Source organism: Helicobacter sp. T3_23-1059 (genome assembly GCF_053654515.1).
The window spans coordinates 21,101-42,558 of the sequence record NZ_JBSIUV010000019.1 but is presented as its reverse complement, the minus strand read 5'-3'; the positions used below and the strand labels follow the sequence as shown (position 1 = coordinate 42,558).

The following is a 21,458-nucleotide window of genomic DNA, read 5'->3' as shown; positions in this document are numbered from 1 at the left end:
AAATCAAGTTACAAAAATTTACAATGCGTTTTGTCATTTTGTGCGTTTTGTCATTTTTTTGTCTTTTTTTCTTTTTGGGCTTTTAGCATTTGTTTAAACTCGCTTATATCCTCTTGCGTAGCGATAAAATCGCCTTTAGAGTCAATAATTTCGCTAGATTTTTTTTCTTTTTGCCCTGCTTGATTTTTTGCTTTGTCGTTAGATTCTTTATTGTCATCAAAAAGCATTTCGATTTTGGCTTTTTTTGTCGCTTCTTTTTGCTGATTTTCGCTCATACCCTCTAGCACTAGCTCGGCATAAAAATCGCGCAATTCAATATTTAATCGTTTGTTTTCTAGCTCTAGTTCGGTAAGCTGCATTTTTAAGATATGGTTTTCTTTTAGCTCTACGCGATATTTTTTGTATATATCCTCGCCAAATAGTTTTTGGGCTGGTTTTGCTTTTGCCACAGAGCCGTCTTTTAGGTAGATTTGCACGCTTTTTAGGGCGGCGGGGAGGAGTTTTTGGCGTGAGTTTAGGACTTCTTTTTGCTCGGCTTTGACTTCGCTTTTTGCTTGCTCGACTTTTAGCTCTTGGGTTAGCTGTTTTATGTCCTCTTCTAATCGTTGTTTTTTGGATTCTAAATCCTCTATGGTATTTTTGCCCTCTGCTAGCTCTTTTCGCAAATCTTTTAACTCATCTTGATAAGTCAAAATCTCTTGTTTATAGCTTTTGATTTCATTTGTCAGCTCATCTTTTTTGCGCCCGATAAAACCGCGCATATCCCAACTATCTTTTATATCTTGTAGATTTTCGTTTTCTGCTCGCCTTAGGACTTCTTTTATGATTTCTTTTTCTAGCTCCATTTATGCTCCTTTAAGTTGTTTGATTTTCTAGCATATTTAGTCGCATTAGCATTATATCGCGCCCTTTTATGATTTCTACTTGCGTGCTAGAGCAGTGCTGACATTTGCTGTATTGCATTTCTTTTGCGCTTGTTTGTTTGCCACATTTAGCACATTCTAGGACTACTTCTTGCCTCTCTATGATGAGCTTTGCACCGCTACATATTATGCTCTCCATCGCAAATGTATCAAATGCGTTTTTTAATAGCTCGATTTCTATGCCACTTCGCTCACCCACGCTAATGGTGATTTCATCGATTTTGTAGGCTCGATTTTGGATAGCGATTTCTTCACATTGCTCTATGAGTGCGGATATGATGGAATATTCGTGCATTTGTCCTCTTTTGTTTGTTTTGTTGATAGTTGGCTTTTAAGCGAGATAAAATCTGCTTAAAAAAAATGCTAGATTTTAGCACATTTTCGCATAATTTCACATTTATAGATTTTGGCTACAATGCAAGATTTATTTTTACAAAGATTTTCGTAGAGATTATTTGCAAAATCTAAAAAAGGAAACACCAATGCCAACAAAATCTAAAACAACTTCTAGCACAAAAAATAATACCAACGCTTCTACTACTTCCGCTACCTTGCCTGCTCGCTATCCTACAAAGCAGATTTTTGTAGGAAAAGTAGCCATAGGAGGAGACGCGCCAATCTCTGTGCAAAGTATGACTTTTTCTAAAACCAAAGACATAAAAGCTACCAAAGAACAACTTGATAGACTAGCCCTAGCAGGTGCGGATATTGTCCGCGTAGCAGTGCATGACCTAAAAGACGCAAACGCGCTAAAAGAGCTAAAATCTATCTCGCCACTGCCACTTATCGCTGATATTCATTTCCGCTATGAATACGCACTAATCGCTGCCCAAAGCGTGGATTGCATACGCATAAATCCCGGAAATATCGGTAGCAAAGAAAAAATACAAGCCGTAGCAAAAGCCTGCAATGAAGCACAAATCCCCATAAGAATCGGCGTAAATGGCGGGAGCTTAGAAAAAGAGTTTGACATAAAATATGGCGCGACTCCCAAAGGAATGGTAGAATCTGCGCTTTATAATATTAAATTGCTAGAGGATTTTGGATTTAGCAATATCAAAATCTCGCTAAAAGCAAGCGATGCAGAGCGCACAATGAGCGCGTATAGAATGCTTCGTCCGCTTGTGGAGTATCCTTTTCATCTAGGCGTTACAGAAGCTGGGACGATGTTTCACTCCACGATAAAATCCTCTATGGCATTAGGAGGGCTACTTATGGAGGGCATAGGCGATACGATGCGCTGCTCTATCACAGGCGAGCTAGAAAATGAAATCGCCCTAGCACGCGCTATATTGCGATATAGCGGGCGACAAAAGCAGGGAATCACTATCATTTCTTGCCCGACTTGCGGGCGGATAGAAGCAAATCTAGTAGAGATGATAAAAGCCGTAGAATCTCGCATAAGCCATATCAAAACTCCTATGCAAGTAAGCGTGATGGGCTGTGCGGTAAATGCGCTAGGCGAGGCAAAACACGCAGACATTGCCATAGCGTTTGGCAACAAAAGCGGAATGATAATAAAAAAGGGGGAGATTCTAAAAAAACTCCCCGAATCGCAGTTGCTAGAGGAATTTGTCGCGGAAGTAGAAAATCTAGCACAAGAAATGCAAGCTAAAGAAGCCTAAAAAACTAAATAATAAAGCAGGATTGGTTTATAAAGGTTTTGGGTTAAACACTTTTGCAAGATATAAACAAAGTAGCGATTAAACCAACTAGATGCTAATTAGACGCTAGATTAAACATCTATTTTTATTGCAAAATCTACAAATCAAAATCTAAAATACGCGCCACAAGGCACTATGGCAAAAAACCTTAAATCTTGCATAATTTAAGCTTTACTTAAGCAAAAAAAGCTATAATTTTGCTTTTGTAACTTTGAAGTCATAAAGGACATTGAAATGGCAAATAAAACCAACAAAACAGACAAAATGACAAAATCGCTAAAATCAAGCGAAATCAAACGAGAGTGGCATTTGCTTGATGCAAAAGACAAAACTTTTGGACGACTCATCACGCAAATCGCCACGCTTTTGCGTGGCAAGCATAAGCCATCATTTACGCCAAATGTGGATTGTGGGGATTTCGTAGTAGTGGTAAATGCCACAAAAGTCGCATTTTCTGGGCTAAAACTCCAAGACAAAGAGTATTTTACACATTCAGGCTATTTTGGTAGCGCAAAATCAAAAACCCTGCAAGAAATGCTAGAAAAAAGCCCACAAAAGCTATACTACCTAGCGGTGCGAGGTATGCTACCTAAGACAAAATTAGGACGAGCAATGATAAAAAAACTAAAAGTCTATGCTGGGGAAGAACACCCACACACAGCGCAAATCAACAACACAAAAAGCGCAAATAAAAGCAAGTAGAAAGGAAAAAAATGGCAACAAAAAAAATCTATGCAACAGGCAAAAGAAAAACTGCAATCGCTAAAGTATGGCTAAAATCTGGCAGTGGCAAGCTAAAAGTCAATGGAATAACGCTAGATATGTGGCTGGGCGGACACGAAGCGATAAAGAAAAAAGTCCTCCAACCGCTCGTGCTAACCAAGCAAGAAAAATCAGTAGATATTGAGGCAAACACCTTTGGTGGTGGCTACTCCGCACAAGCAGAAGCCCTAAGGCACGGGATTTCTAAGGCGTTAAATTCCTATGATATTGCCTTTAGGGCGGTTTTGAAACCAAAAGGCTTACTTACACGCGATTCACGCGTAGTAGAGCGCAAAAAATACGGCAAACGCAAAGCACGCAGAAGCCCACAATTCTCTAAGAGATAATATTTTTTGGGGGGGTTTTGGTTTTTGGTGCTTTACTTGGTTTTTTATGGTTTTTAGGAGGGGGATTTAGAAGTAAGCTAAAAACTAATTTATGGCTTAAAATGCTAGCTCAAATAAAACATTAAGTGGCTTAATTTAAGGAAGTATGAATGTCGATTTTAGACAAATCGTTTTTAGATAAGATTCAAAGCTCTAAAACATTGCAGGAGTTGGAAAATCTACGCGTAGAGATTCTTGGCAAAAAAGGCATTTTGACAGCGCAATTTGCGCTATTGCGAGAGTTAAGCCAAGAGGAAAAAAAGCAAAAAGCAAAAGAGCTAAATGAGCTAAAAAATACTTTTGAATCGCTATACCTAGCAAAAAAAGCCACCCTAGAATCTGCTAAACTACATTCCGCGCTAGAAAAAGAAAAAATTGATGTAAGCCTTTTTAATACAACCCAAAACAGAAGCGTAGGACACCCCATAAACTACACAAAAGATAAAATTATACATTATTTCGTAAGTATGGGATATGAGCTATGTGAGGGTCCATTAGTAGAAGATGATTTTCATAATTTTACCGCGCTAAACTTGCCTAAATACCACCCCGCAAGGGAAATGCAAGATACCTTTTATTTCAATGATTCTAAGCTACTCCGCACGCACACCTCCCCCGTGCAAGTCCGCACTATGCTAGCTCAAAAACCACCTATCAAAATGATTTGTCCGGGCGCGACTTTTAGGCGAGATTATGATTTGACGCATTCTCCTATGTTTCATCAAGTAGAGGGGCTTTTAGTCGATGAAGTGGGCAAAGTGAGTTTTGCGCATCTAAAATATGTGCTAGAAAACTTTTTGAAATTTATGTTTGGCGAAGTCAAAGTGCGATTTCGCTCCTCATTTTTTCCATTCACAGAGCCGAGCGCAGAAGTGGATATTTCGTGCGTATTTTGCGGTGGGGAGGGCTGTCGCGTATGCTCGCATAGTGGCTGGCTAGAAGTGCTTGGCTGTGGGCTTGTAAATGATAATGTATTTAAAGCCGTAGGTTATGAAAATGTCAGCGGATATGCCTTTGGTATGGGGATTGAGAGGCTTTGTATGCTAAGTCTTGGGATTAGTGATATGCGAAGTCTATATGAAAATGACTTGGCATTATTAGAGCAGTTTTAAGGGATTTTGAATGATTATTTCTACCTATCTTTTATCCCAATTTATCGATTTAGAGGGACGCGATATTGAACAAATTGCTAAGATTTTAAATGACATTGGAATCGAGGTAGAAAAATTATGGCGTTTGCAAGTGTCTAAACGCGTAGTCGTAGGCAAAGTAGTCGCAAAAACCCCCCACCCAAATGCCGATAAACTAAGCGTATGTCAAGTCGATATAGGCAGCCAAACTCTCCAAATCGTATGTGGTGCGAAAAATGTAGAGCAAAATCAGTTTGTAGCCCTTGCTTTAGAGGGCGCGAAACTCCCGCCAAAAGATGAAAAAAGCGCGTTTTTTGAAATCAAACAAAGCAATCTTAGAGGCGTAACTAGCTATGGTATGATTTGCTCCTCTAGCGAGCTTGGGCTATGCAAGATAAATGATGGGATTATGGTGCTAGATTCTAGCGTGGGCGAGCTAGAATTAGGCAGGGAGCTAAGCGATTATCCATTTTTTAATCAATATTTTTTAGAAATATCTCTAACCCCAAATCGTGGCGATTGCTTATCTGTGCTAGGTGTGGCAAGAGAGCTGGCAAGCGTGTTTGATAGCTATGTATCATTGCCAAAAGAGAGAGAAAACGCCATAGCACTAGGGCTAGGCAGGGTGCTAAACACCACTGCAAAATGCAATATTGATTCTATTTTGCTTTACAAAGTCGCTAAGATTACGCATATTTGCCCCTCCGTAATCGAAGAGATAATCCTCGCTTATAATGGCTTGCTTACCAAAAATACCCTAGAAAACCACAAAATTTTCACTACCTTTATGACAGGTGTGCTACTAGATATTTACGCGCTTCCTTGCGATAGCGCATTGCCCGCGATGCTAAAAGTGCAAAAAGATGAAAAAGGCTTTGAGTGCGTATATGATAGAGATGATAACAAACTCTGCGTCATAGGGGTAAAAAGCTATGCTAAAACAGATGATTTTAAAAAAATACAATCCCAAGAGTCAAATAAAGAATCAAACAAGCAATCTAATGAAAAATCTACTCAAAATCCTAACGATGAGGACAGCAAATCTACCCAAAATCCACCAACACAATCTAGCCCAAACGCTAGCAAAAATATCAACAAAAATGATAGCAAAATAGCAAACCAAGATTTTACTATCACAAAATATCAGCGCGAAGAATACGAGCTAGATTCTAGTGATGAGGAGGATTTTTTTGAGGACGATTTAGATTCTAGTCAAAAAGAGGCTGATGACTCATTGATTGTGGTGATACAGGCTAGTTTTTTATCCCCACATATTATCTCTCAAAATCTTTTCACCCACAAAATCGCCCAAGATAAAACCACCACCTACCGCTCTATGCGCGGGGCAAATCCACAGCTATTTGTAGGTATGAATTTCTTTTGTGAGATTTTGCATACTCGTGCAGATTGTCTCATCTACTCGGGCTACCAAGAGTTAGAAATGCAAGAAGCAAAAGATAGGATTGTCATTAGTGCGTCATTTGAAGCTATCAGCCAAGCCATAGGTAAAAATGTATCAAAAGAGCAAATCGCACAGATTCTAAAGCAACTAGATTTTCGGCTTGAGGCAAATGGCGAAGCCGATATTTTTCGTATCATTCCTCCAGCCTATCGCCACGATATTCACACCCAGCAAGACATCACAGAGGAGTTTTTGCGCGTCTATGGCATAGAAAATATTGAGCCAAAACCCTACATCGGTATCCAGCCAAAAGCCTACACGCCAACGCTTCATTCCTATCTAAATAAGCGCGATTTAGCTAAACGCGCTCTAGCAAATGGATTTTATGAATGTATCCATTTTTTGTTTGCCCAAAAAAGCGTCTTGCAAGAATGGGGCTATGAAGTGCTAGATTCTGCCCTAGAGCTTAGCAATCCCATCACAACCGAGCTAGACACGGTTAGAAGTAGCCTTATCCCATCGCTTTTTGAGAGCATTAAGCGCAACCAAAATCTAGGCTACAAAAATATTAGATTGTTTGAAATAGGCGCAGTTTATGACGCAAAAAGAGAGCAAAAAGAGCATTTTGGGATTGTAGCAAGCGGGCTAGAGAGAGGGGAGTCCTACCCCTACCCCAAAGGCAAAAAATGGGATTTTTATAGCTTTTGTGAGGTGGTAGCAAATATTTTAGGGGATTTTAGATTGCAAAAGCCAAGTGAGATTCCGACCCAAGCACACCCGCATATTTGCGCAGAGATTTTTATCCCAAAACAAAATTTTGATAAGCAAGATTTTAATACGCTAGATTCTAGCGATTTTAAAAAAGAGCAAAATCACGCACAAAAACAATGGCAAAAAATCGGCATAGTAGCAAAGCTAAATCCCACGCTCCAAGCCAAATTAGAAATCGCTGATAGCTTTTTTGCCGAAATCTATGAAATCCCACAGCTAAATCCAGCCAAAGCCCTGCCTACTTCGCGCTTGCACGAAAATGAGCGCGACATAACGGTGCTAATCAACAAAGACATTCCTTTTAGCGACATAAAAGAAGCGATTTTAAGCGCAGACATAGAGCATCTTAGCAGGGCTTATCCGCTAGATATTTATGAAAAAGATGGCTTTGCGCTTACTATTCGCTTAGTTTTTACGCCCATAGATTCTAGCCTTAGCGAAGATGAGCTAGGCAAAAGGGTGCAAGCGGTGCTAGAAGTGCTAGATTCTAGCTTTGGTGCGAAGCTAAAACAATAAAATCTAATATGATACGCATTTCCCCCCAAAAATCATCATTTTGTTTAGAGATAGATTCTATCGCGCCAGATAAATCCATATCGCACAGAAGTGCTATGTTTGCCCTGCTTTGCGATAAACCAAGCGTAGTTTATAATTATTTGCAAGCCCAAGATACGCTAAATACGCTAAATATCGCCAAAGCATTAGGATTAAGCGTAAAATCTTGCACGGATTCTAATGGCAAAATAATGCTAAAACTAACCCCTCCAAAAGATTTTATCGAGCCAAATTGTGTGCTTGATTGTGGCAATGCAGGGACTGCTATGAGGCTATATATCGGGCTTTTAGCAGGGCTTGCAGGAAGTAAAAAATATCATCAAAAAAACAGCCAAACAAATAACAAACACATATTGCAAGATTTTGACGCAAATAGCGTAGATTCTGCGATTAGCAACGATTCAAGCGGATTTTACGCCGTGCTAAGCGGGGATAGATACCTATGCGCTCGCCCGATGAATCGCGTGATATTGCCATTGCAAAACATAGGCGCAACTATTTTTAGCCGAAGCGGTGGGCTAGCCCCACTTAGCATTATCTCAAAGCAACTAGATGGCTTTAGCTACACTAGCAAAATCGCAAGCGCGCAGGTAAAATCTGCTTTGATTCTCTCTGCTTTGCACGCAAGAAGCGAAAGCACATATATCGAGCCAACGCTAACTCGTGCGCATACAGAGAGTATGCTACTAGGAATGAACGCCCCCATAAAAATAGAAAATCTAAGCGATACAAACACCAATAAAAATCTAGCCAAACAAAATCACATAATACAAAATCTAGCCACGCAAAATCTAAGCGGACGCAAAATCCATATTTCCCCGCTTGAGAGGGCTTTAGAGCCACTAGATTTTAGTGTGCCTTGCGACCCTTCAAGTGCGTTTTATTTCGCCCTAGCCACTGCTATCACACCACATAGCGAAATCTTGCTAAAAAATGTCGCGCTAAATCCCACGCGCATAGAAGCCTACAAAGTGCTAGAAAAAATGGGGGCAAAAGTGCGCTATGAAAATATCAAAACGCAATACGAAGAAATAGGCGATATATATGTGGCTAGCGGGAATCTAGCGGGGGTAAAAGTAGAGGAAAATATCGCGTGGCTTATTGATGAGCTGCCAGCCCTTAGTATCGCTATGGCATTAGCAAATGGAGTAAGCGAGGTAAAAAACGCAAAAGAATTGCGCGTGAAAGAAAGCGATAGAATCAAAGCGGTTTTATGCAATCTAAGTGCGCTTGGCGTGGAGTATGAAGAAAAAGATGATGGCTATGTTATCTATGGTGGTGGATTTTTTCGCCACACAAAAAAGCTAGAATCTAGCATTGATTTTGCCCTAGATTCTAGCAATACAAAATCTAATCATAAAAAATCTAACCTAACAAATAAAATCCCACAAATCAAATCTTTTGGCGACCATAGAATCGCTATGAGCTTTGCGATTGCGGGGATTATCACGCCATTGCAAATCGATGATGAATCCTGCATAAATATTTCTTTCCCAAATTTTTTGCAGATTTTATCCCAAATCGCAAATATCACAACTTCTTAAAATAAGGCTTGCATAATGGAAGTACTACTTGCAAAAAAACACGGATTTTGCTTTGGGGTGCGCCGAGCGATAAAAATCGCAGAAAAAAACAAGGGCGCGCACACTCTAGGACCGCTTATCCACAACTACCAAGAAATAAATCGCTTAAAACGCGATTTTGGTGTGGGACTACACGAGGATTTTAAAGAGGCGATAAAAAACCAAAAAGACGGAAGCACGCTTATTATCCGCACGCACGGGATTCCAAAAGATGATTTAGAACATCTACAACAAAAAGATTTTAACCTTGTCGATGCGACTTGCCCATTTGTAACCAAACCTCAACAAATCGCCCAAGAAATGAGCGAACAAGGCTATAAAATCGTAATTTTTGGCGATATAGAGCACCCTGAAATAAAAGGCGTGATGAGCTATGCAAGCAATCAAGCCATAGTCATCTCTAGCGCAAGCGAGCTAGAATCTATCAAACTCCCACGCAAAGTAGCCCTAATCTCCCAAACCACCAAGCAAATCCAAGCCTTTAGTCAAGTGGCTACATTTCTCATCGCAAAATGCCAAGAAGTGCGCATCTTTAATACGATTTGCAATGCCACTTTTGACAACCAAAACGCCGCTAGAGAGCTAAGCAAAAAAGTGGATATTATGATAGTTGTAGGGGGGAAAACCTCATCAAACACAAAGCAACTGCTACATATCGCTCAGCAAAACTGCAAAAATAGCTACCTTGTCGAAGATGAAAGCGAAGTCCAAAAAAAATGGTTTAGTGGTAAAAAAACTTGCGGGATTACAGCGGGTGCTAGCACGCCTGATTGGATTGTCCAAAAAGTGCGCGAATATATCGAGGGGATTTGATTTTTAATTTTTATTTGGTTTGGCTTAAAACAATTTTTTATGCGTTTATTAAAATCTATCATTAGCATTATTCATCATTAGTATCTCAAACCATAATTACCGATAACGAGGGGATAAAATGGATAAAAAAAAGATAATAGCTCCGCACTAAATTGCTTTAATACTAAATTGCTCTAATATGGTTGCGAGCGAATAAAGATAGCGTAAATATCTATACCATTGCCATACTTAGCGAAACCCAAAACATCTCACCATTGCGAGAATTGCATTTGCAATACAATGCGTGGCAATCCATTTTTTATGTTTTTAATTGTGGATTGCCACGCGCAACAAGTTGCGCTCGCAATGACAACAACTTTTTTATGCTAAAAACATTTGTCATACTGAGCGTAAGCGAAGTATCTCAAAAATCTAAAAAACAAAAATAGAGATATTTCGCGCTTACGCGCTCAATATGACAAAAAAACTCCGTCATTGCGAGCAAAAATGAGCGTAAGCGAATTTTTGCGTGGCAATCTATCCTATTACCATATCAAGTTTTCGCAAAAAACCGAAGTCTCTCAATATACATTCCCGCGCCCGCGCAAAAATATAAAACAATAAACCCTACTCCACGGTTACAGATTTTGCAAGGTTTCGTGGCATATCCACATCATTTCCTAGACGAATCGCCACTTCAATGGATAGCAACTGCAGTGCTATCATCATAGAAAAAAACTCCTCCATATAGCTACTAGCGGAGGCTATGCGTATGCAGTCATCAGCTAGCGCAAAATCATCTTGGCATATTGCACAGATAGTCGCATCTCTCGCGCTTAGCTCCTCGACATTTGAGCAGATTTTGTCATACAATAGGTGCTTTGGCATGAGCGCGATAGTGAAAAGGTTAGAATCCACTAGTGCGATAGGTCCGTGCTTCATTTCCCCGCTTGCATAGCCCTCTGCGTGCAAGTAGCTGATTTCTTTTAGTTTTAGCGCACCTTCTAATGCTAGCGGATAAAACACATCTCGTCCTATGAAAAAAAATCCGTGTCCGTGCAAATATCGCTTGGATAGTCGTTTGATTTTTTCGTGCAAAGATGGCGTTACTTTGGTGGCTTTCACGGCTTTTAGCATTGTGCTTGCTTGCTTTTTTAGTCCGCTAGAATCTATCTCACCTTTGATTTTGCCTAGATACGCAGATAAAATCCACAGCACCATTACTTGCGTGGCAAACGCTTTTGTGCTTGCTACGCCTTTTTCTATGCCTGCGCGAGTTAGGATTGTGGCTTTGCTCTCTCGCACGATTGAGCTATTATCTACATTGCAGATAGATAGCGTGTCTAGCCCGCTTCGTTTTGCTAGTTTTAGGGCTTCTAGCGTATCTGCTGTCTCGCCACTTTGAGAAATCACTACAAAAAGTTCATCATTGCTTAAAATAGGCTTTGCGTAGCGAAACTCGCTTGCTAGCACGACATTTGTGCGGATTTTTGCTTGTCGCTCTAGCAAATATTTTCCTACAAGGGCTGCGTGGTAGCTTGTCCCGCACGCACAGATCGTGATTTGAGAATATTTTATGGCATTATCGCAGTTTTTAGATTTTGCTTTGTTTTTGCTTAAATCGCTAGTCTTGCTAAAATCTGTGCTTTTTATGCCAAGTGCTTCTAGCTCATCTAGGCATATTATGCCATCTACTTCGCCACCTACGCGCCCCATCATCGTTTCTAGCAAGACTTTTTCTTGTTCATAAATTTCTTTTTCCATAAAGTATCGAAATCCATCTTTTTGTGCGTAGGATTTGCTTATGCTTAGAGGTTTTTTGGGCGTGAGTGTATCAAAATCTAGCGAGCTGCCATAGCTCCCATCTTGTATATATACGACTTCATCGACAAGTCCTATAAGTGGGGCATCTGAAGAGGCAAAATAGATTTCGGCATTTGTTTTGTCATTTTTATCGTTATTTGCGTAGCTTTTGCCAATGATTAGCGGGGCTGCATTTTTAGCATAAAAGATTTCATTTGGTGCGACTTTGCTAATTAGCAAGACGGCATACGCGCCTTTTAGTCTGCTAGCGGTTTTTTCAAACGCCTCTCTTGGCGTCTTTGCTACTTTTAGATTTTCCTCAAAAAGATGAACGATGACTTCGGTGTCTGTCTGACTTAAAAAACTATGTCCGCTAGATTCTAGCTCTGTTTTGATTTCTTTGTAGTTTTCGATTATGCCATTATGCACGACATAGCTAAACTCCCCTGTGTGCGGGTGTGCATTGATTTCGGTTGGTTTGCCATGAGTTGCCCATCTAGTATGTGCTATGCCTAGCCCAAACCCATTTGAGCTAAAATCTTTGGTTTTAGATTCTAGGTTGATTAGCTTGCCGACTGCCTTAAAAGCGTGGATATTTTGTTGATTATTTTCAGCTTTTTCTAGCACAGCAAATCCAGCAGAATCATAACCACGATATTCTAATTCTTTTAGTCCATTTAGCAAAATCTCTTTTTTTTCTTTTTTGCCTACATAGCCTATGATTCCACACATTTGGTTGTCCTTTATTGTGTATTTTGTTGGAGTATTTGTTAGCACATTGCGTGCTTTGGCGTGCCAAAATGCAATTCTACACTATTTTTGTAAAAATATATTTTGGTTTGTGTCTTGCCTATATTTATGGATTTTAGGGGATTTTATGTGTGATTAGCGCAAAATTTATCATAAAATCTATGATTAAAAAATATGTGTTAGAATCTTTTGTTTTGTTTGCCTTGTGCTTTAAACTTGATTTTAAACTTGTTTAAACTTGCGCTTGCAAAATCAAAACACAAAAATAAACGCCAAAATCTCATCTTTTAAGGAAAAATATGTCAAAGAAAAATATGCAAAATCTAGTCAGTAAATTGCGCAATATACGCATTTTAAACATTTTATCTTGCGCGTTGTTTATAAGCGCGTTTAGCACCATTGCCATAGCTAAAAACACAAAATCTAATCAAAAATCTACGCAAGAAGCGCAATCTATGCAAAAAACACAAACTTCGCAAATCCCCGCAACCAACGCAGAAAAAGGCGTAGAAAATAGCATAGAAACAAACACAGATACTTCATCAAATGAATCAAAATCAAAAAATGATTTTGCGCAAGCCACGCTTACAAACTCACCCAAAAAAGAGCATATCGTAGGCGGTGTCGCTATCAAGGTAAATGGCGATCCTATCACTTTGTATGAAATCAAAACTATCCAAAAACAACGACATTTTGACAAAGAAAAAGCGGTTGAATTTCTTATCGCCCAACGGCTAAAAACCCAAGAAATCGAGCGACTAAAAATCAATGTCGATGATGATAGGCTAGATAGAGAAATCGAAAACATAGCCAATCAAAATCAAATGAATATGCAGCAATTTATGCTAGCCCTAAAGCGCGAGGGAATCGAATATGATATGTATAGAGATGAGCTAAAAGACCAAATAGAAACTAGGGAGCTTATGCGAAATGTCTTGCTATCTGCTGAAACTTCTAGCGAAGATGAGATACACAGGTATTATAATGAGCACAAAAGCGAGTTTAGCACGCCAAAAGAAGTTGAAGTCGCACGCTACACTTCCAAAAATCCAAAGCTACTAGAGCGCACCATAGCAAATCCAAACACCTCCATAAGTGGCGTAGAAAAAACACAAGAAAAATTAGAGCTAAGCGCGCTAAATCCACAAATAGCACAGCTTTTTTCATCGCTAAGAGAGGGGAGATTTACCCCCGTGCTAGATGCGGGCGGGGGAAGCTATGTAACTTTTCGTGTGGTAAAAAAGATTGGCAAAAATGTGATGAATTTTGATGAAGCAAGGCACTATATCGCCCAAAAATTATCTCAAAACAATCAAGAAAAAGTCCTAAGCGAATATTTTGAAAAAATCAAGCAAAAAGCGCATATACAGACTTTGCGCGAACCATAAAAGCAAGCTAGCTAAACTAAGCAAGTAAAAATCAAAAAAAGTAAAATCCAAAAGCAAACAAAGACAATAAAAAAAGCAAAAACCCAAAATCTAAAACAAAAGAAGCATAAATGTTTGATGAAATAATGTATTTTTACCACGACCCACTTTTTGGTGCTAGCATTTTGCTAGGCATTGTGGCGATTATTATTTTTGCGGATTGGGGGAAAAATAAATATCAGGCAAAAAAGCGCGAAATGGCGTTGGAGGATTTTGCAAAATCATATAGCGAGGGTTCTCTTAGCGATGAGATTATCGATTTTCTCTCTATCTCAAAAAACCCCACCCCACCGCTAATACTACTAGCAAAAACTTACTCTTTAGCGGGCGATAGAGGCTATGCTATCAAAATCTATTTAGGCTTGCTAGAAAAAGCACGCAACACGGAGGAAAAAATCATTATCCTAGAATCATTAGGAGTTACTTATTTTGAAGCGGGGTTTTTACAAAGGGCAAAAGAAATCTTTTTAGAAATCATAAAATCTTATCCTAGAAACAAACAAGTGCTAGATTATCTAATGCGCGTGTATGAGAGTATGGGCGAATATGAAGAAGCCCTAGATGCGCTAGAATCCATAGAAGAGCTAAGCTTAAAAAAAGAGCGGGCACAAAATGAGCAAATGCGCATATTCTTGCATTTTATGCTACTAAAAAATAGCAACTTTTTATCCCTAGAAAAAAAGCGCAAAGAAATCATCGCGCTTATGCGATATTGCGCTCAAATAAACCGCTTAGGGCTAGAATATCTAAGTATGTATGATAGGGAAGCGTTTTGGCAAGAGGTAATAAGGATAAACCAACATAGCAAAAATGCAAAAAACAACGCCGATGCGCTAAAATCTAATATGGATTATAATGCGGATTTTAATAAGGATTTAGAAGTGCTAGATTCTAGCAAACACCTCACTACAAATGCCACGCAAAATCCACAAAACAAAGCGCAAAATCTAGCAAACAACCAAAATGAGATTTTAGAAGTGCTAGATATTTTGTGGCGTTTCAAAAAAGAGGAAATCCCATTTGAAAAGCTAAAAAATCACAAAAATATTTTGGATATTTTTCGTGCAAAAGGCTATGTCAAAGATGAGATTCAATGCGATGTGTTTGAGCTAGAAGCATTACGGATTTTGCTTGCGCATTCGCTCCAAAAAGGTGAGCTAACTTTTGAATACCGATGCAATCATTGCAAAAATATTTTTCCTTTTGATTCATATCGCTGTCCTTTGTGTGCGAATATCGGGCAAATGGACTTGGTATTTAAAATCATAGAATCCACAACAAAAGATTCTAATATGGATTTTGCCAAAAATAGCGCGTTTATCAATAGTGCCAAACAATTTGCAAGCAATTTTTCTACTACATAGTTGCACACCCAAAAAAACCACAAAAGAAGCAAAAAATGCAAACAAAGTCGATTCAAATCCATACTGATGGCTCGTGTCTAAGCAATCCGGGTGCTGGCGGATATTGCGCGATTTTGCTATATAAAGGCGCAGAAAAAATCATCAAAGGCGCACACCCCCTCACTACCAATAATCGTATGGAGTTACTCGCCGTCATAGAAGGGCTAAAAGCCCTAAAAGAGCCCTGCAATATCGAGCTTTTTAGTGATTCAAAATATGTGTGCGAGGCAATCAACAAATGGCTTCCAAATTGGGTAAAAAAAGATTTTGACAAAGTCAAAAATGTCGAGCTATGGCAAGAGTATCTATCTCTCTCAAAACCGCACAAAATCACGGCTACTTGGGTAAAGGGGCATAATGGCGATATGATGAATGAAAAATGTGATAAAATAGCAAGAGAGCAAGCCCAAAGCATTCAAAAAACACATAAATAACAAAATGTATTTAAGCAATCAAATGCCATAATCAACACGATTTTATGAAAAAATAACATCTAACAAACAAAAAACTTAAGGAAAAAAATGTCTAACTTCGCTCCCTTAGAATCCGCGCTTGGCTATCATTTTACAAACCAAAATCTACTCCAAGAAGCCCTAACCCACAAAAGCTGCGCAAATACCAAAAATAACGAACGATTAGAGTTTTTGGGCGATGCGGTGCTAGATTTGCTAGTGGGAGAATATTTGTTTTGCAAGTTTGTGCATTTTGATGAGGGGAGATTATCCAAAATGCGTGCTAGCCTTGTGAATGAAAAAAGTTTTGCTAGCTTTGCTAGGCATTTAGGCATAGCGGATTTTCTTGTGCTATCTATGAGCGAAGAGCAAAACAATGGACGGCAAAAAGACTCGCTACTATCCAATGCCTTTGAAGCGATTATGGGGGCGGTGTATTTAGAATCTGGGATTGATAAAGTCCGCGAAATCATACAAAATATCTTAGAGAGATTCTACCCAAATATGCGCTTTGAAAACTTGCTTACTGATTATAAAACCGCTTTGCAGGAACTAACACAAGAGCGGTTTGGTGTCCTGCCTAGCTATGAGCTACTCCACCAAAAAGGACCTGATCATAAAAAAGAATTTTTTACCCAAGTTTGCATACACAATACTATCTATGCAAAAGCCTATGGCAACTCTAAAAAAAATGCTGAGCAAGCTTGCGCAAAGCTAGCATATCAAGTGCTAACAGATGAGCAAAATACCAAAAACAAATCCCAAAAAAATCCCAAACACGATAAACACAACAAACCTAAAAAAGATAACAACAAAGATGACAAATCAAAAGATTTTGACAAAAAATCAAAATCTAACCAAAAATCTAGCTTGAAATCTAGTGAAAAATCTGCAAAAAAATCTCACAAAAAGGCACAAAAATGAATACTTTTGGCAATGCCTTAAAACTAAGCACTTTTGGGGAATCACACGGCACGCATATTGGCTGTGTGATAGATGGATTCCCATCAGGTGTAAAGATAAATGAAACATTGCTAAAAAACGAACTATCGCGCAGACAGGGGGGCAAAAACGCATTTGGCACGCCTAGAAAAGAAGCGGATTTGCCACAGATTTTAAGCGGTGTTTTTGATTGTGTTAGCACGGGTGCGCCTATCGCGCTACTTTTTGAAAATAGCAATGTAAAATCTAAAGATTACAGCGAAGTGGCAAATGTGTTTCGCCCCTCTCACGCAGATTTTACATATCAGTGCAAGTATGGGATTAGGGATTATCGTGGTGGAGGGCGAAGCTCGGCTAGAGAGAGTGTGGCACGCGTGGCAGGAGGGGCATTTGCTAAAATGCTTTTAGATGAGTTTGGGATTTTTACTCAAAGCGGGATTATTAGCATCGGCGGGTGCAAGGGGGAAAAACTAGATTTTGACTACGCGCTAAAAAGTGAGATTTTCTCGCTTGATAAAGACAAAGAAAATGAGCAAAAAAATATCATTTTGCAAGCGCGAAAAGCGGGGGATAGCGTGGGTGGGTGCGCGATTATAAAAGCAAGTGGAAATGCTAGGGTGTTAAGGGGACTTGGAGAACCGTTGTATTATAAGATAGATAGTGCCATAGGTAGTGCATTTCTTGGGCTAAATGGCGTAAAAGCCGTAGAAATAGGTAGCGGGGTAGAATCTAGCAAAAAAAAAGGTAGCCAAAACAATGATGAAATGATGCTAGAATCTAGCACAAATCCAAAAGCAAAATCTAAAAAGGAATCTAGCAAGAAAACTAGCGCAAAATCTATCTTTGATACCAAAGCAAAATCTAGCAAAGCAACTATTTTTGATAATGTTAGATTTGCTAGCAATCATAGCGGTGGGGTTTTGGGCGGTATAGCAAATGGCGAAGATATCATCATCAAAGTGCATTTTAAGCCAACGCCTAGCATATTTTTGCCACAGCAAACGCTAAAAATGGATTCTAACACCCTAGAACCTTACACACTTGAGCTAAAAGGCAGGCACGACCCTTGCATAGCGATTCGCGGAAGCGTGGTGTGTGAGAGTATGCTAGCGTTTATATTAGCGGATATGTTATTGCTAAACACCCGCGCTACATTATCAAATTTACAAAAAATATATTTGGACTAAGTAGCCTAAATTCTAGCCGTAATAATGGTGAAAATGATAAAATCATTTGAATTTAAAAAAAAGTGCTAGAATTTCCATACAAAATTACTTTCTAATAAGGAGTAGCTATGAAAAAATTAGCGATTGCAATAGTATTTGGGATTTTTGGTTTTGTGGGGGTTGGATTTGGCGAGGAAGTAGAATCTAGCCTAGATTCTAACGCCAAAACAGACACGCAGACAGAATCTAAAGTAGAATCTAATGCAGATTCTAATATGGATTCTACATTGGAATCTAAGGTAGGCACTCAAACGCAAGCACAATCCCCACAAAAAGCAGAGGATACAGCGCAAGCAACTTCTAACGAACAAGCACAAACTGCCGCAGTGCAAGAAGCGAACGCAGAATCTAAAACGGAATTATCTAGTGGCGAGTTGGATTCTAAAACGCAAGATTTGCAAGCTAAATATCCAAATAGCGATTGGGAAGTGGGAACTGAAATGGAAAATAGCGAGTGGAGCAAAAAAAGCGCGGAATGCTCCCTAGAGGACAAGACAGAGGCACAGCGCGATAAATGCAAAGTCGCACAGGCAAAAAAACTTCATAGCCTATGCAAAAGCAAGGGGGATAAATACTGCGTGTTAAAAGTCGCGCTTTTTGCTGGGGAAAATAGGTTGATTGAAGACATTGATGTTTTATACAAAAGTTGCGACAATGGATATGGCTCAGCTTGCACATTTTATGGAATGGGTGTAGGCAATATGGGCGACAAAGCAAACGAGCTAAGACTATATGAAAAAGCCTGTGAGCTAGGAAGTGCTATGGGTTGCTTTGGCGTAGGTGGCATATATTTTGAAAAAGACAAAGACGCAAAAAAAGCAAAACCATATATCGATAAAGCGATAGATTTGGGCGATATGGGCTGTCAAAATGGCTTTGAAGTGGCGTGCAAGTGGCTAGATAATGTAAAAAAAGTAAAAACAGAAATAGAGCTACAAATAGAAGCCCTAAACAAACCACAAGAAGCTGACACAGGCAAAAAATCTAAAAAATCCAAAAAATAAAAAAGAAGTCAAAACACCTCTAAAGCCTTTTTTAGCTTTTTCCTAGATTTTATGCAAAATCACTTTTTATTAAAAAAAGCGATTTTGCATAATGTGGATTTTAGCTAAAAAGTGGCTTTGGATTTATCAAACTTATCATTTGCTACAAACCTAAACTAACACTTTTTAATGCTATGTTTTTGTTTTTTTTAGCCTATTTTACAAACGCGTAGCAATCTTTTTTTATACCATAACGGCATACTTCTATCATAATTTTCTTGCGACACATAGCAAAATCCACATAGTAAAATCCGCATAGCAAAATCAATGTTTGATAGCATATTGACAAAATCTTGGATTTAAGCAATGCAAAAAAGATTTTAGAATTACAAAAAAAGAGTCGCAACAAAGAGTAAGAATCTAAAAAAAGATAAAAATTTGAAACAAAGATTTGTAATGCGATAAAGCATAATCAAAGCTAGCATTACTTTGCAATATTTGCTTTGATTATGCAAGAAAACATTTAAGCAGACAAACCAAAATCAACGCTTAAAAACTCGTAAAAAACTATTTTAGATTTTGGTTTGTTAGTTGATTGATTAAAAATTCTAAAAAAGTAATTTAGCTAAATGACATTAAAACAAGCAAAAATACGCGTTATTTTTTTAGCCATTTTGGAGGGCGAGCCTGCAGGGCAGAATCTTTAAACATATCTTTCATTATCGCATCAGGGCGGAGCTTTTCTCCCCAAGCGTCAAGATTTTGTTTATAAGCAGGGGTTTTTTCAAACATTTTATTCATATTTTTGACATTGCGGATATTCCACATATCAAGCGGTTGATTAAACGCCTTTGTGCCATAAAACATTCCTTTCATCGAGCGCACCTTGCTTACATCCCACTTATCAAGCGGTTGATTAAACGCTTCTGCTCCAGCAAACATCGCTATCATCACTTCTACATTGCTGACATCCCAGCTATTTAGTGGCTCATTAAAAGTTTCTAATCCCTTAAACATAAGGCTCATATCTTTGACATTGCTGACATCCCAGCATTCAATCCCTTTAAATTCATCTCGCAAAGGGATAAGATATTCAATATCAGGGTCATCTTCGTCTTCCTCTGCGTCAAAAAATAGTCGCTTCATATCTGTGATTTTGCTCGTGTCAATCTCACCTAATGATATACTCTCATCTCTTACGAGTTTTTTTAGCGCAATTAGATTTTTGGGGAAATATTTTGGCTTAGGGCAACTAAGCTCTTCCTCCTCGTAGTCCGCATCTGTGCCTACCGAGTTAGCATTTGCAAATCTTTTAGAATCCACAGATTGCATATTTAGCGATTCTTTTGGAATCTCTAGCTTTGAAATATCGACTTCTTCCTCATCTTCTTCCTCTAGCGTAGTATCTGGCTCATCATCGATTTCATCGGCTTTTACGCTTGTTGTTTTTTCTTGCTGAAATAGCGCGCAACCTGTCGTGCTAAATGCTAAAAAGAAGCCCAAAAATCCGATAAGCAAATATTGATATATGTTGCTAAGTTGTATCCGTGCGCAATTTTGTTTGTGTTGCATTGGTTCTCCTTTGGATTTTTAAGTGATTGCAGAGATTTGTCATTATTTGATTTTGCTATGTTTAGACTACAAACACAGAGTCAAAGTCGGTATTGTATCGCAAAAATTATCTACATAAGGTAAATTATCTTAAAATTTTAGACAAGATTTTGAGATAAAAATCTACTAATATAAACGACACAAAATCTATCACACAAAATCGCTAAACACACAAAACTAACAAAATGTTTCTTAACGAAGCAAATATCCTAAAATCCGCTTTGAAAGCCTATTTGTTGATATTTGCTTAGACTTTTTAGCTCATTTTTGATTCTCAAAAAGGGCGAAATTATGATTTTATATAGTTTTTTTATATTTTTGCGTTTATTTAATAAGTTTTTTAAATGTTTATCGTTACAATCAACTTTTTGATTTTACAAAAGGAGAACGCAATGGCTGAAGTCAAAAGACGCGATTTTTTAGGCATAGCATTAGGTGGTGTTACCGCTGTGGGTGCTGTGGCTTCGCTAATCGCTATGAAAAAAACTTGGGACCCTCTCCCAAGTGTCGTCTCTGCTGGTATCACAACCATAGATATAGCAGAATTAAAAGAGGGTGATTTTTCTCGTGTAGAGTGGCGTGGTAAGCCTGTGTTTATCATTAGAAAAGAAGCGCAAGATGGCTTTGATGCGAAGCGAAACTTCAAAATCGGAGATGGAGTTTATACGCTAGGTTTGCAGATTTGCACTCATTTGGGTTGTATTCCTTTTTACAAATCCGATGAAAAAAGTTTCCTCTGTCCTTGCCACGGCGGTAGATTTAGTCTTGATGGTTACAATATCGAGGGCACTCCACCGCCTAGACCATTTGACCTTCCGCCATTCAAAATCGAAGGCACGGTGCTTACACTTGGTGTTGCTGGACCTGAGTATGAAGCAATGCTAAAAGCATAA

The 21,458-nt window shown here is 38.8% G+C and carries 18 protein-coding genes and 1 pseudogene; 15 read left to right on the top strand and 4 right to left on the bottom strand.

The features are described 5' to 3' along the window. Window positions 1-50 precede the first annotated feature (50 nt). Window positions 51-845: a nickel-binding protein Mua gene (mua, locus tag ACWIX0_RS06975; RefSeq protein WP_454173109.1), complete on the bottom strand. Its 795-nt coding sequence runs from the start codon at window positions 843-845 to the stop codon at window positions 51-53. Window positions 846-855: 10 nt separating this feature from the next. Continuing rightward, window positions 856-1,218, bottom strand: coding sequence for a hydrogenase/urease nickel incorporation protein HypA (hypA, locus tag ACWIX0_RS06970; RefSeq protein ID WP_454173107.1), 363 nt, complete (start codon window positions 1,216-1,218; stop codon window positions 856-858). A 187-nt stretch (window positions 1,219-1,405) separates the two neighbouring features. Between hypA and ispG the strand changes: the two genes are divergently transcribed. From ispG to ACWIX0_RS06930, 8 genes are all read left to right on the top strand, one after another. Beyond that, window positions 1,406-2,548, top strand: a complete 1,143-nt coding sequence (gene ispG / locus ACWIX0_RS06965) for a flavodoxin-dependent (E)-4-hydroxy-3-methylbut-2-enyl-diphosphate synthase (protein WP_454173105.1) — start codon at window positions 1,406-1,408, stop codon at window positions 2,546-2,548. Between the two features lie 303 nt (window positions 2,549-2,851). Further along, complete coding sequence (rplM, locus tag ACWIX0_RS06960; RefSeq protein WP_454173132.1) at window positions 2,852-3,289, top strand: 50S ribosomal protein L13; 438 nt, start codon at window positions 2,852-2,854, stop codon at window positions 3,287-3,289. 11 nt (window positions 3,290-3,300) lie between these two features. Further along, a complete protein-coding gene (gene rpsI, locus ACWIX0_RS06955) occupies window positions 3,301-3,696 on the top strand; it encodes a 30S ribosomal protein S9 (protein WP_454173103.1) in 396 nt (131 codons plus the stop codon). Between the two features lie 149 nt (window positions 3,697-3,845). Then, window positions 3,846-4,847 (top strand): phenylalanine--tRNA ligase subunit alpha, encoded by a 1,002-nt coding sequence (gene pheS, locus ACWIX0_RS06950; RefSeq protein WP_454173101.1) that lies wholly within the window; start codon window positions 3,846-3,848, stop codon window positions 4,845-4,847. 10 nt (window positions 4,848-4,857) lie between these two features. Beyond that, window positions 4,858-7,554: a YtpR family tRNA-binding protein gene (ytpR, locus tag ACWIX0_RS06945; RefSeq protein ID WP_454173099.1), complete on the top strand. Its 2,697-nt coding sequence runs from the start codon at window positions 4,858-4,860 to the stop codon at window positions 7,552-7,554. Window positions 7,555-7,562: 8 nt separating this feature from the next. Continuing rightward, the gene (locus tag ACWIX0_RS06940) at window positions 7,563-9,137 is read left to right on the top strand and encodes a 3-phosphoshikimate 1-carboxyvinyltransferase (RefSeq protein WP_454173097.1); all 1,575 of its coding nucleotides are present in this window, start codon (window positions 7,563-7,565) and stop codon (window positions 9,135-9,137) included. Between the two features lie 15 nt (window positions 9,138-9,152). Continuing rightward, on the top strand, window positions 9,153-9,989 hold the full coding sequence (locus ACWIX0_RS06935) for a 4-hydroxy-3-methylbut-2-enyl diphosphate reductase (RefSeq protein WP_454173095.1): 837 nt from the start codon (window positions 9,153-9,155) through the stop codon (window positions 9,987-9,989). A 182-nt stretch (window positions 9,990-10,171) separates the two neighbouring features. After that, complete coding sequence (locus tag ACWIX0_RS06930; protein WP_454173093.1) at window positions 10,172-10,417, top strand: hypothetical protein; 246 nt, start codon at window positions 10,172-10,174, stop codon at window positions 10,415-10,417. Between the two features lie 178 nt (window positions 10,418-10,595). Here ACWIX0_RS06930 and glmS read toward each other — a convergent pair whose 3' ends face one another. Then, on the bottom strand, window positions 10,596-12,503 hold the full coding sequence (gene glmS / locus ACWIX0_RS06925) for a glutamine--fructose-6-phosphate transaminase (isomerizing) (protein ID WP_454173091.1): 1,908 nt from the start codon (window positions 12,501-12,503) through the stop codon (window positions 10,596-10,598). Between the two features lie 317 nt (window positions 12,504-12,820). Here glmS and ACWIX0_RS06920 point away from each other — a divergent pair, with 317 nt between their 5' ends. The 6 genes and pseudogenes from ACWIX0_RS06920 to ACWIX0_RS06895 all read left to right on the top strand — a co-directional run bounded on the left by ACWIX0_RS06920 (window position 12,821) and on the right by ACWIX0_RS06895 (window position 18,975). After that, on the top strand, window positions 12,821-13,909 hold the full coding sequence (locus ACWIX0_RS06920) for a peptidyl-prolyl cis-trans isomerase (protein ID WP_454173090.1): 1,089 nt from the start codon (window positions 12,821-12,823) through the stop codon (window positions 13,907-13,909). Between the two features lie 110 nt (window positions 13,910-14,019). Further along, a complete protein-coding gene (locus tag ACWIX0_RS06915) occupies window positions 14,020-15,312 on the top strand; it encodes a tetratricopeptide repeat protein (RefSeq protein ID WP_454173088.1) in 1,293 nt (430 codons plus the stop codon). 35 nt (window positions 15,313-15,347) lie between these two features. Beyond that, on the top strand, window positions 15,348-15,785 hold the full coding sequence (gene rnhA / locus ACWIX0_RS06910; RefSeq protein ID WP_454173086.1) for a ribonuclease HI: 438 nt from the start codon (window positions 15,348-15,350) through the stop codon (window positions 15,783-15,785). A gap of 87 nt (window positions 15,786-15,872) precedes the next feature. Further along, window positions 15,873-16,547: pseudogene (gene rnc / locus ACWIX0_RS06905) on the top strand (ribonuclease III); the annotation flags it as partial. A 176-nt stretch (window positions 16,548-16,723) separates the two neighbouring features. Further along, window positions 16,724-17,932 (top strand): chorismate synthase, encoded by a 1,209-nt coding sequence (gene aroC, locus ACWIX0_RS06900; protein ID WP_454173084.1) that lies wholly within the window; start codon window positions 16,724-16,726, stop codon window positions 17,930-17,932. Window positions 17,933-18,039: 107 nt separating this feature from the next. After that, window positions 18,040-18,975 carry a hypothetical protein gene (locus ACWIX0_RS06895; RefSeq protein WP_454173082.1) on the top strand — a complete coding sequence of 312 codons (936 nt, stop codon included), beginning with the start codon at window positions 18,040-18,042 and terminating at the stop codon, window positions 18,973-18,975. Between the two features lie 636 nt (window positions 18,976-19,611). Here the strand turns inward: ACWIX0_RS06895 and ACWIX0_RS06890 are convergent. Beyond that, a complete protein-coding gene (locus ACWIX0_RS06890) occupies window positions 19,612-20,526 on the bottom strand; it encodes a BspA family leucine-rich repeat surface protein (protein ID WP_454173081.1) in 915 nt (304 codons plus the stop codon). A gap of 431 nt (window positions 20,527-20,957) precedes the next feature. Here ACWIX0_RS06890 and petA point away from each other — a divergent pair, with 431 nt between their 5' ends. Beyond that, window positions 20,958-21,458 (top strand): ubiquinol-cytochrome c reductase iron-sulfur subunit, encoded by a 501-nt coding sequence (petA, locus tag ACWIX0_RS06885; RefSeq protein ID WP_454173080.1) that lies wholly within the window; start codon window positions 20,958-20,960, stop codon window positions 21,456-21,458.

What these genes read in the sequence shown, in the direction of transcription:
- mua (WP_454173109.1), bottom strand. Translation starts at nt 845, where the DNA reads ATGGAGCTAGAAAAAGAAATCATAAAAGAAGTCCTAAGGCGAGCAGAA.
- hypA (WP_454173107.1), bottom strand. Translation starts at nt 1,218, where the DNA reads ATGCACGAATATTCCATCATATCCGCACTCATAGAGCAATGTGAAGAA.
- ispG (WP_454173105.1), top strand. Translation starts at nt 1,406, where the DNA reads ATGCCAACAAAATCTAAAACAACTTCTAGCACAAAAAATAATACCAAC.
- rplM (WP_454173132.1), top strand. Translation starts at nt 2,852, where the DNA reads ATGACAAAATCGCTAAAATCAAGCGAAATCAAACGAGAGTGGCATTTG.
- rpsI (WP_454173103.1), top strand. Translation starts at nt 3,301, where the DNA reads ATGGCAACAAAAAAAATCTATGCAACAGGCAAAAGAAAAACTGCAATC.
- pheS (WP_454173101.1), top strand. Translation starts at nt 3,846, where the DNA reads ATGTCGATTTTAGACAAATCGTTTTTAGATAAGATTCAAAGCTCTAAA.
- ytpR (WP_454173099.1), top strand. Translation starts at nt 4,858, where the DNA reads ATGATTATTTCTACCTATCTTTTATCCCAATTTATCGATTTAGAGGGA.
- ACWIX0_RS06940 (WP_454173097.1), top strand. Translation starts at nt 7,563, where the DNA reads ATGATACGCATTTCCCCCCAAAAATCATCATTTTGTTTAGAGATAGAT.
- ACWIX0_RS06935 (WP_454173095.1), top strand. Translation starts at nt 9,153, where the DNA reads ATGGAAGTACTACTTGCAAAAAAACACGGATTTTGCTTTGGGGTGCGC.
- glmS (WP_454173091.1), bottom strand. Translation starts at nt 12,503, where the DNA reads ATGTGTGGAATCATAGGCTATGTAGGCAAAAAAGAAAAAAAAGAGATT.
- ACWIX0_RS06920 (WP_454173090.1), top strand. Translation starts at nt 12,821, where the DNA reads ATGTCAAAGAAAAATATGCAAAATCTAGTCAGTAAATTGCGCAATATA.
- ACWIX0_RS06915 (WP_454173088.1), top strand. Translation starts at nt 14,020, where the DNA reads ATGTTTGATGAAATAATGTATTTTTACCACGACCCACTTTTTGGTGCT.
- rnhA (WP_454173086.1), top strand. Translation starts at nt 15,348, where the DNA reads ATGCAAACAAAGTCGATTCAAATCCATACTGATGGCTCGTGTCTAAGC.
- aroC (WP_454173084.1), top strand. Translation starts at nt 16,724, where the DNA reads ATGAATACTTTTGGCAATGCCTTAAAACTAAGCACTTTTGGGGAATCA.
- ACWIX0_RS06895 (WP_454173082.1), top strand. Translation starts at nt 18,040, where the DNA reads ATGAAAAAATTAGCGATTGCAATAGTATTTGGGATTTTTGGTTTTGTG.
- ACWIX0_RS06890 (WP_454173081.1), bottom strand. Translation starts at nt 20,526, where the DNA reads ATGCAACACAAACAAAATTGCGCACGGATACAACTTAGCAACATATAT.
- petA (WP_454173080.1), top strand. Translation starts at nt 20,958, where the DNA reads ATGGCTGAAGTCAAAAGACGCGATTTTTTAGGCATAGCATTAGGTGGT.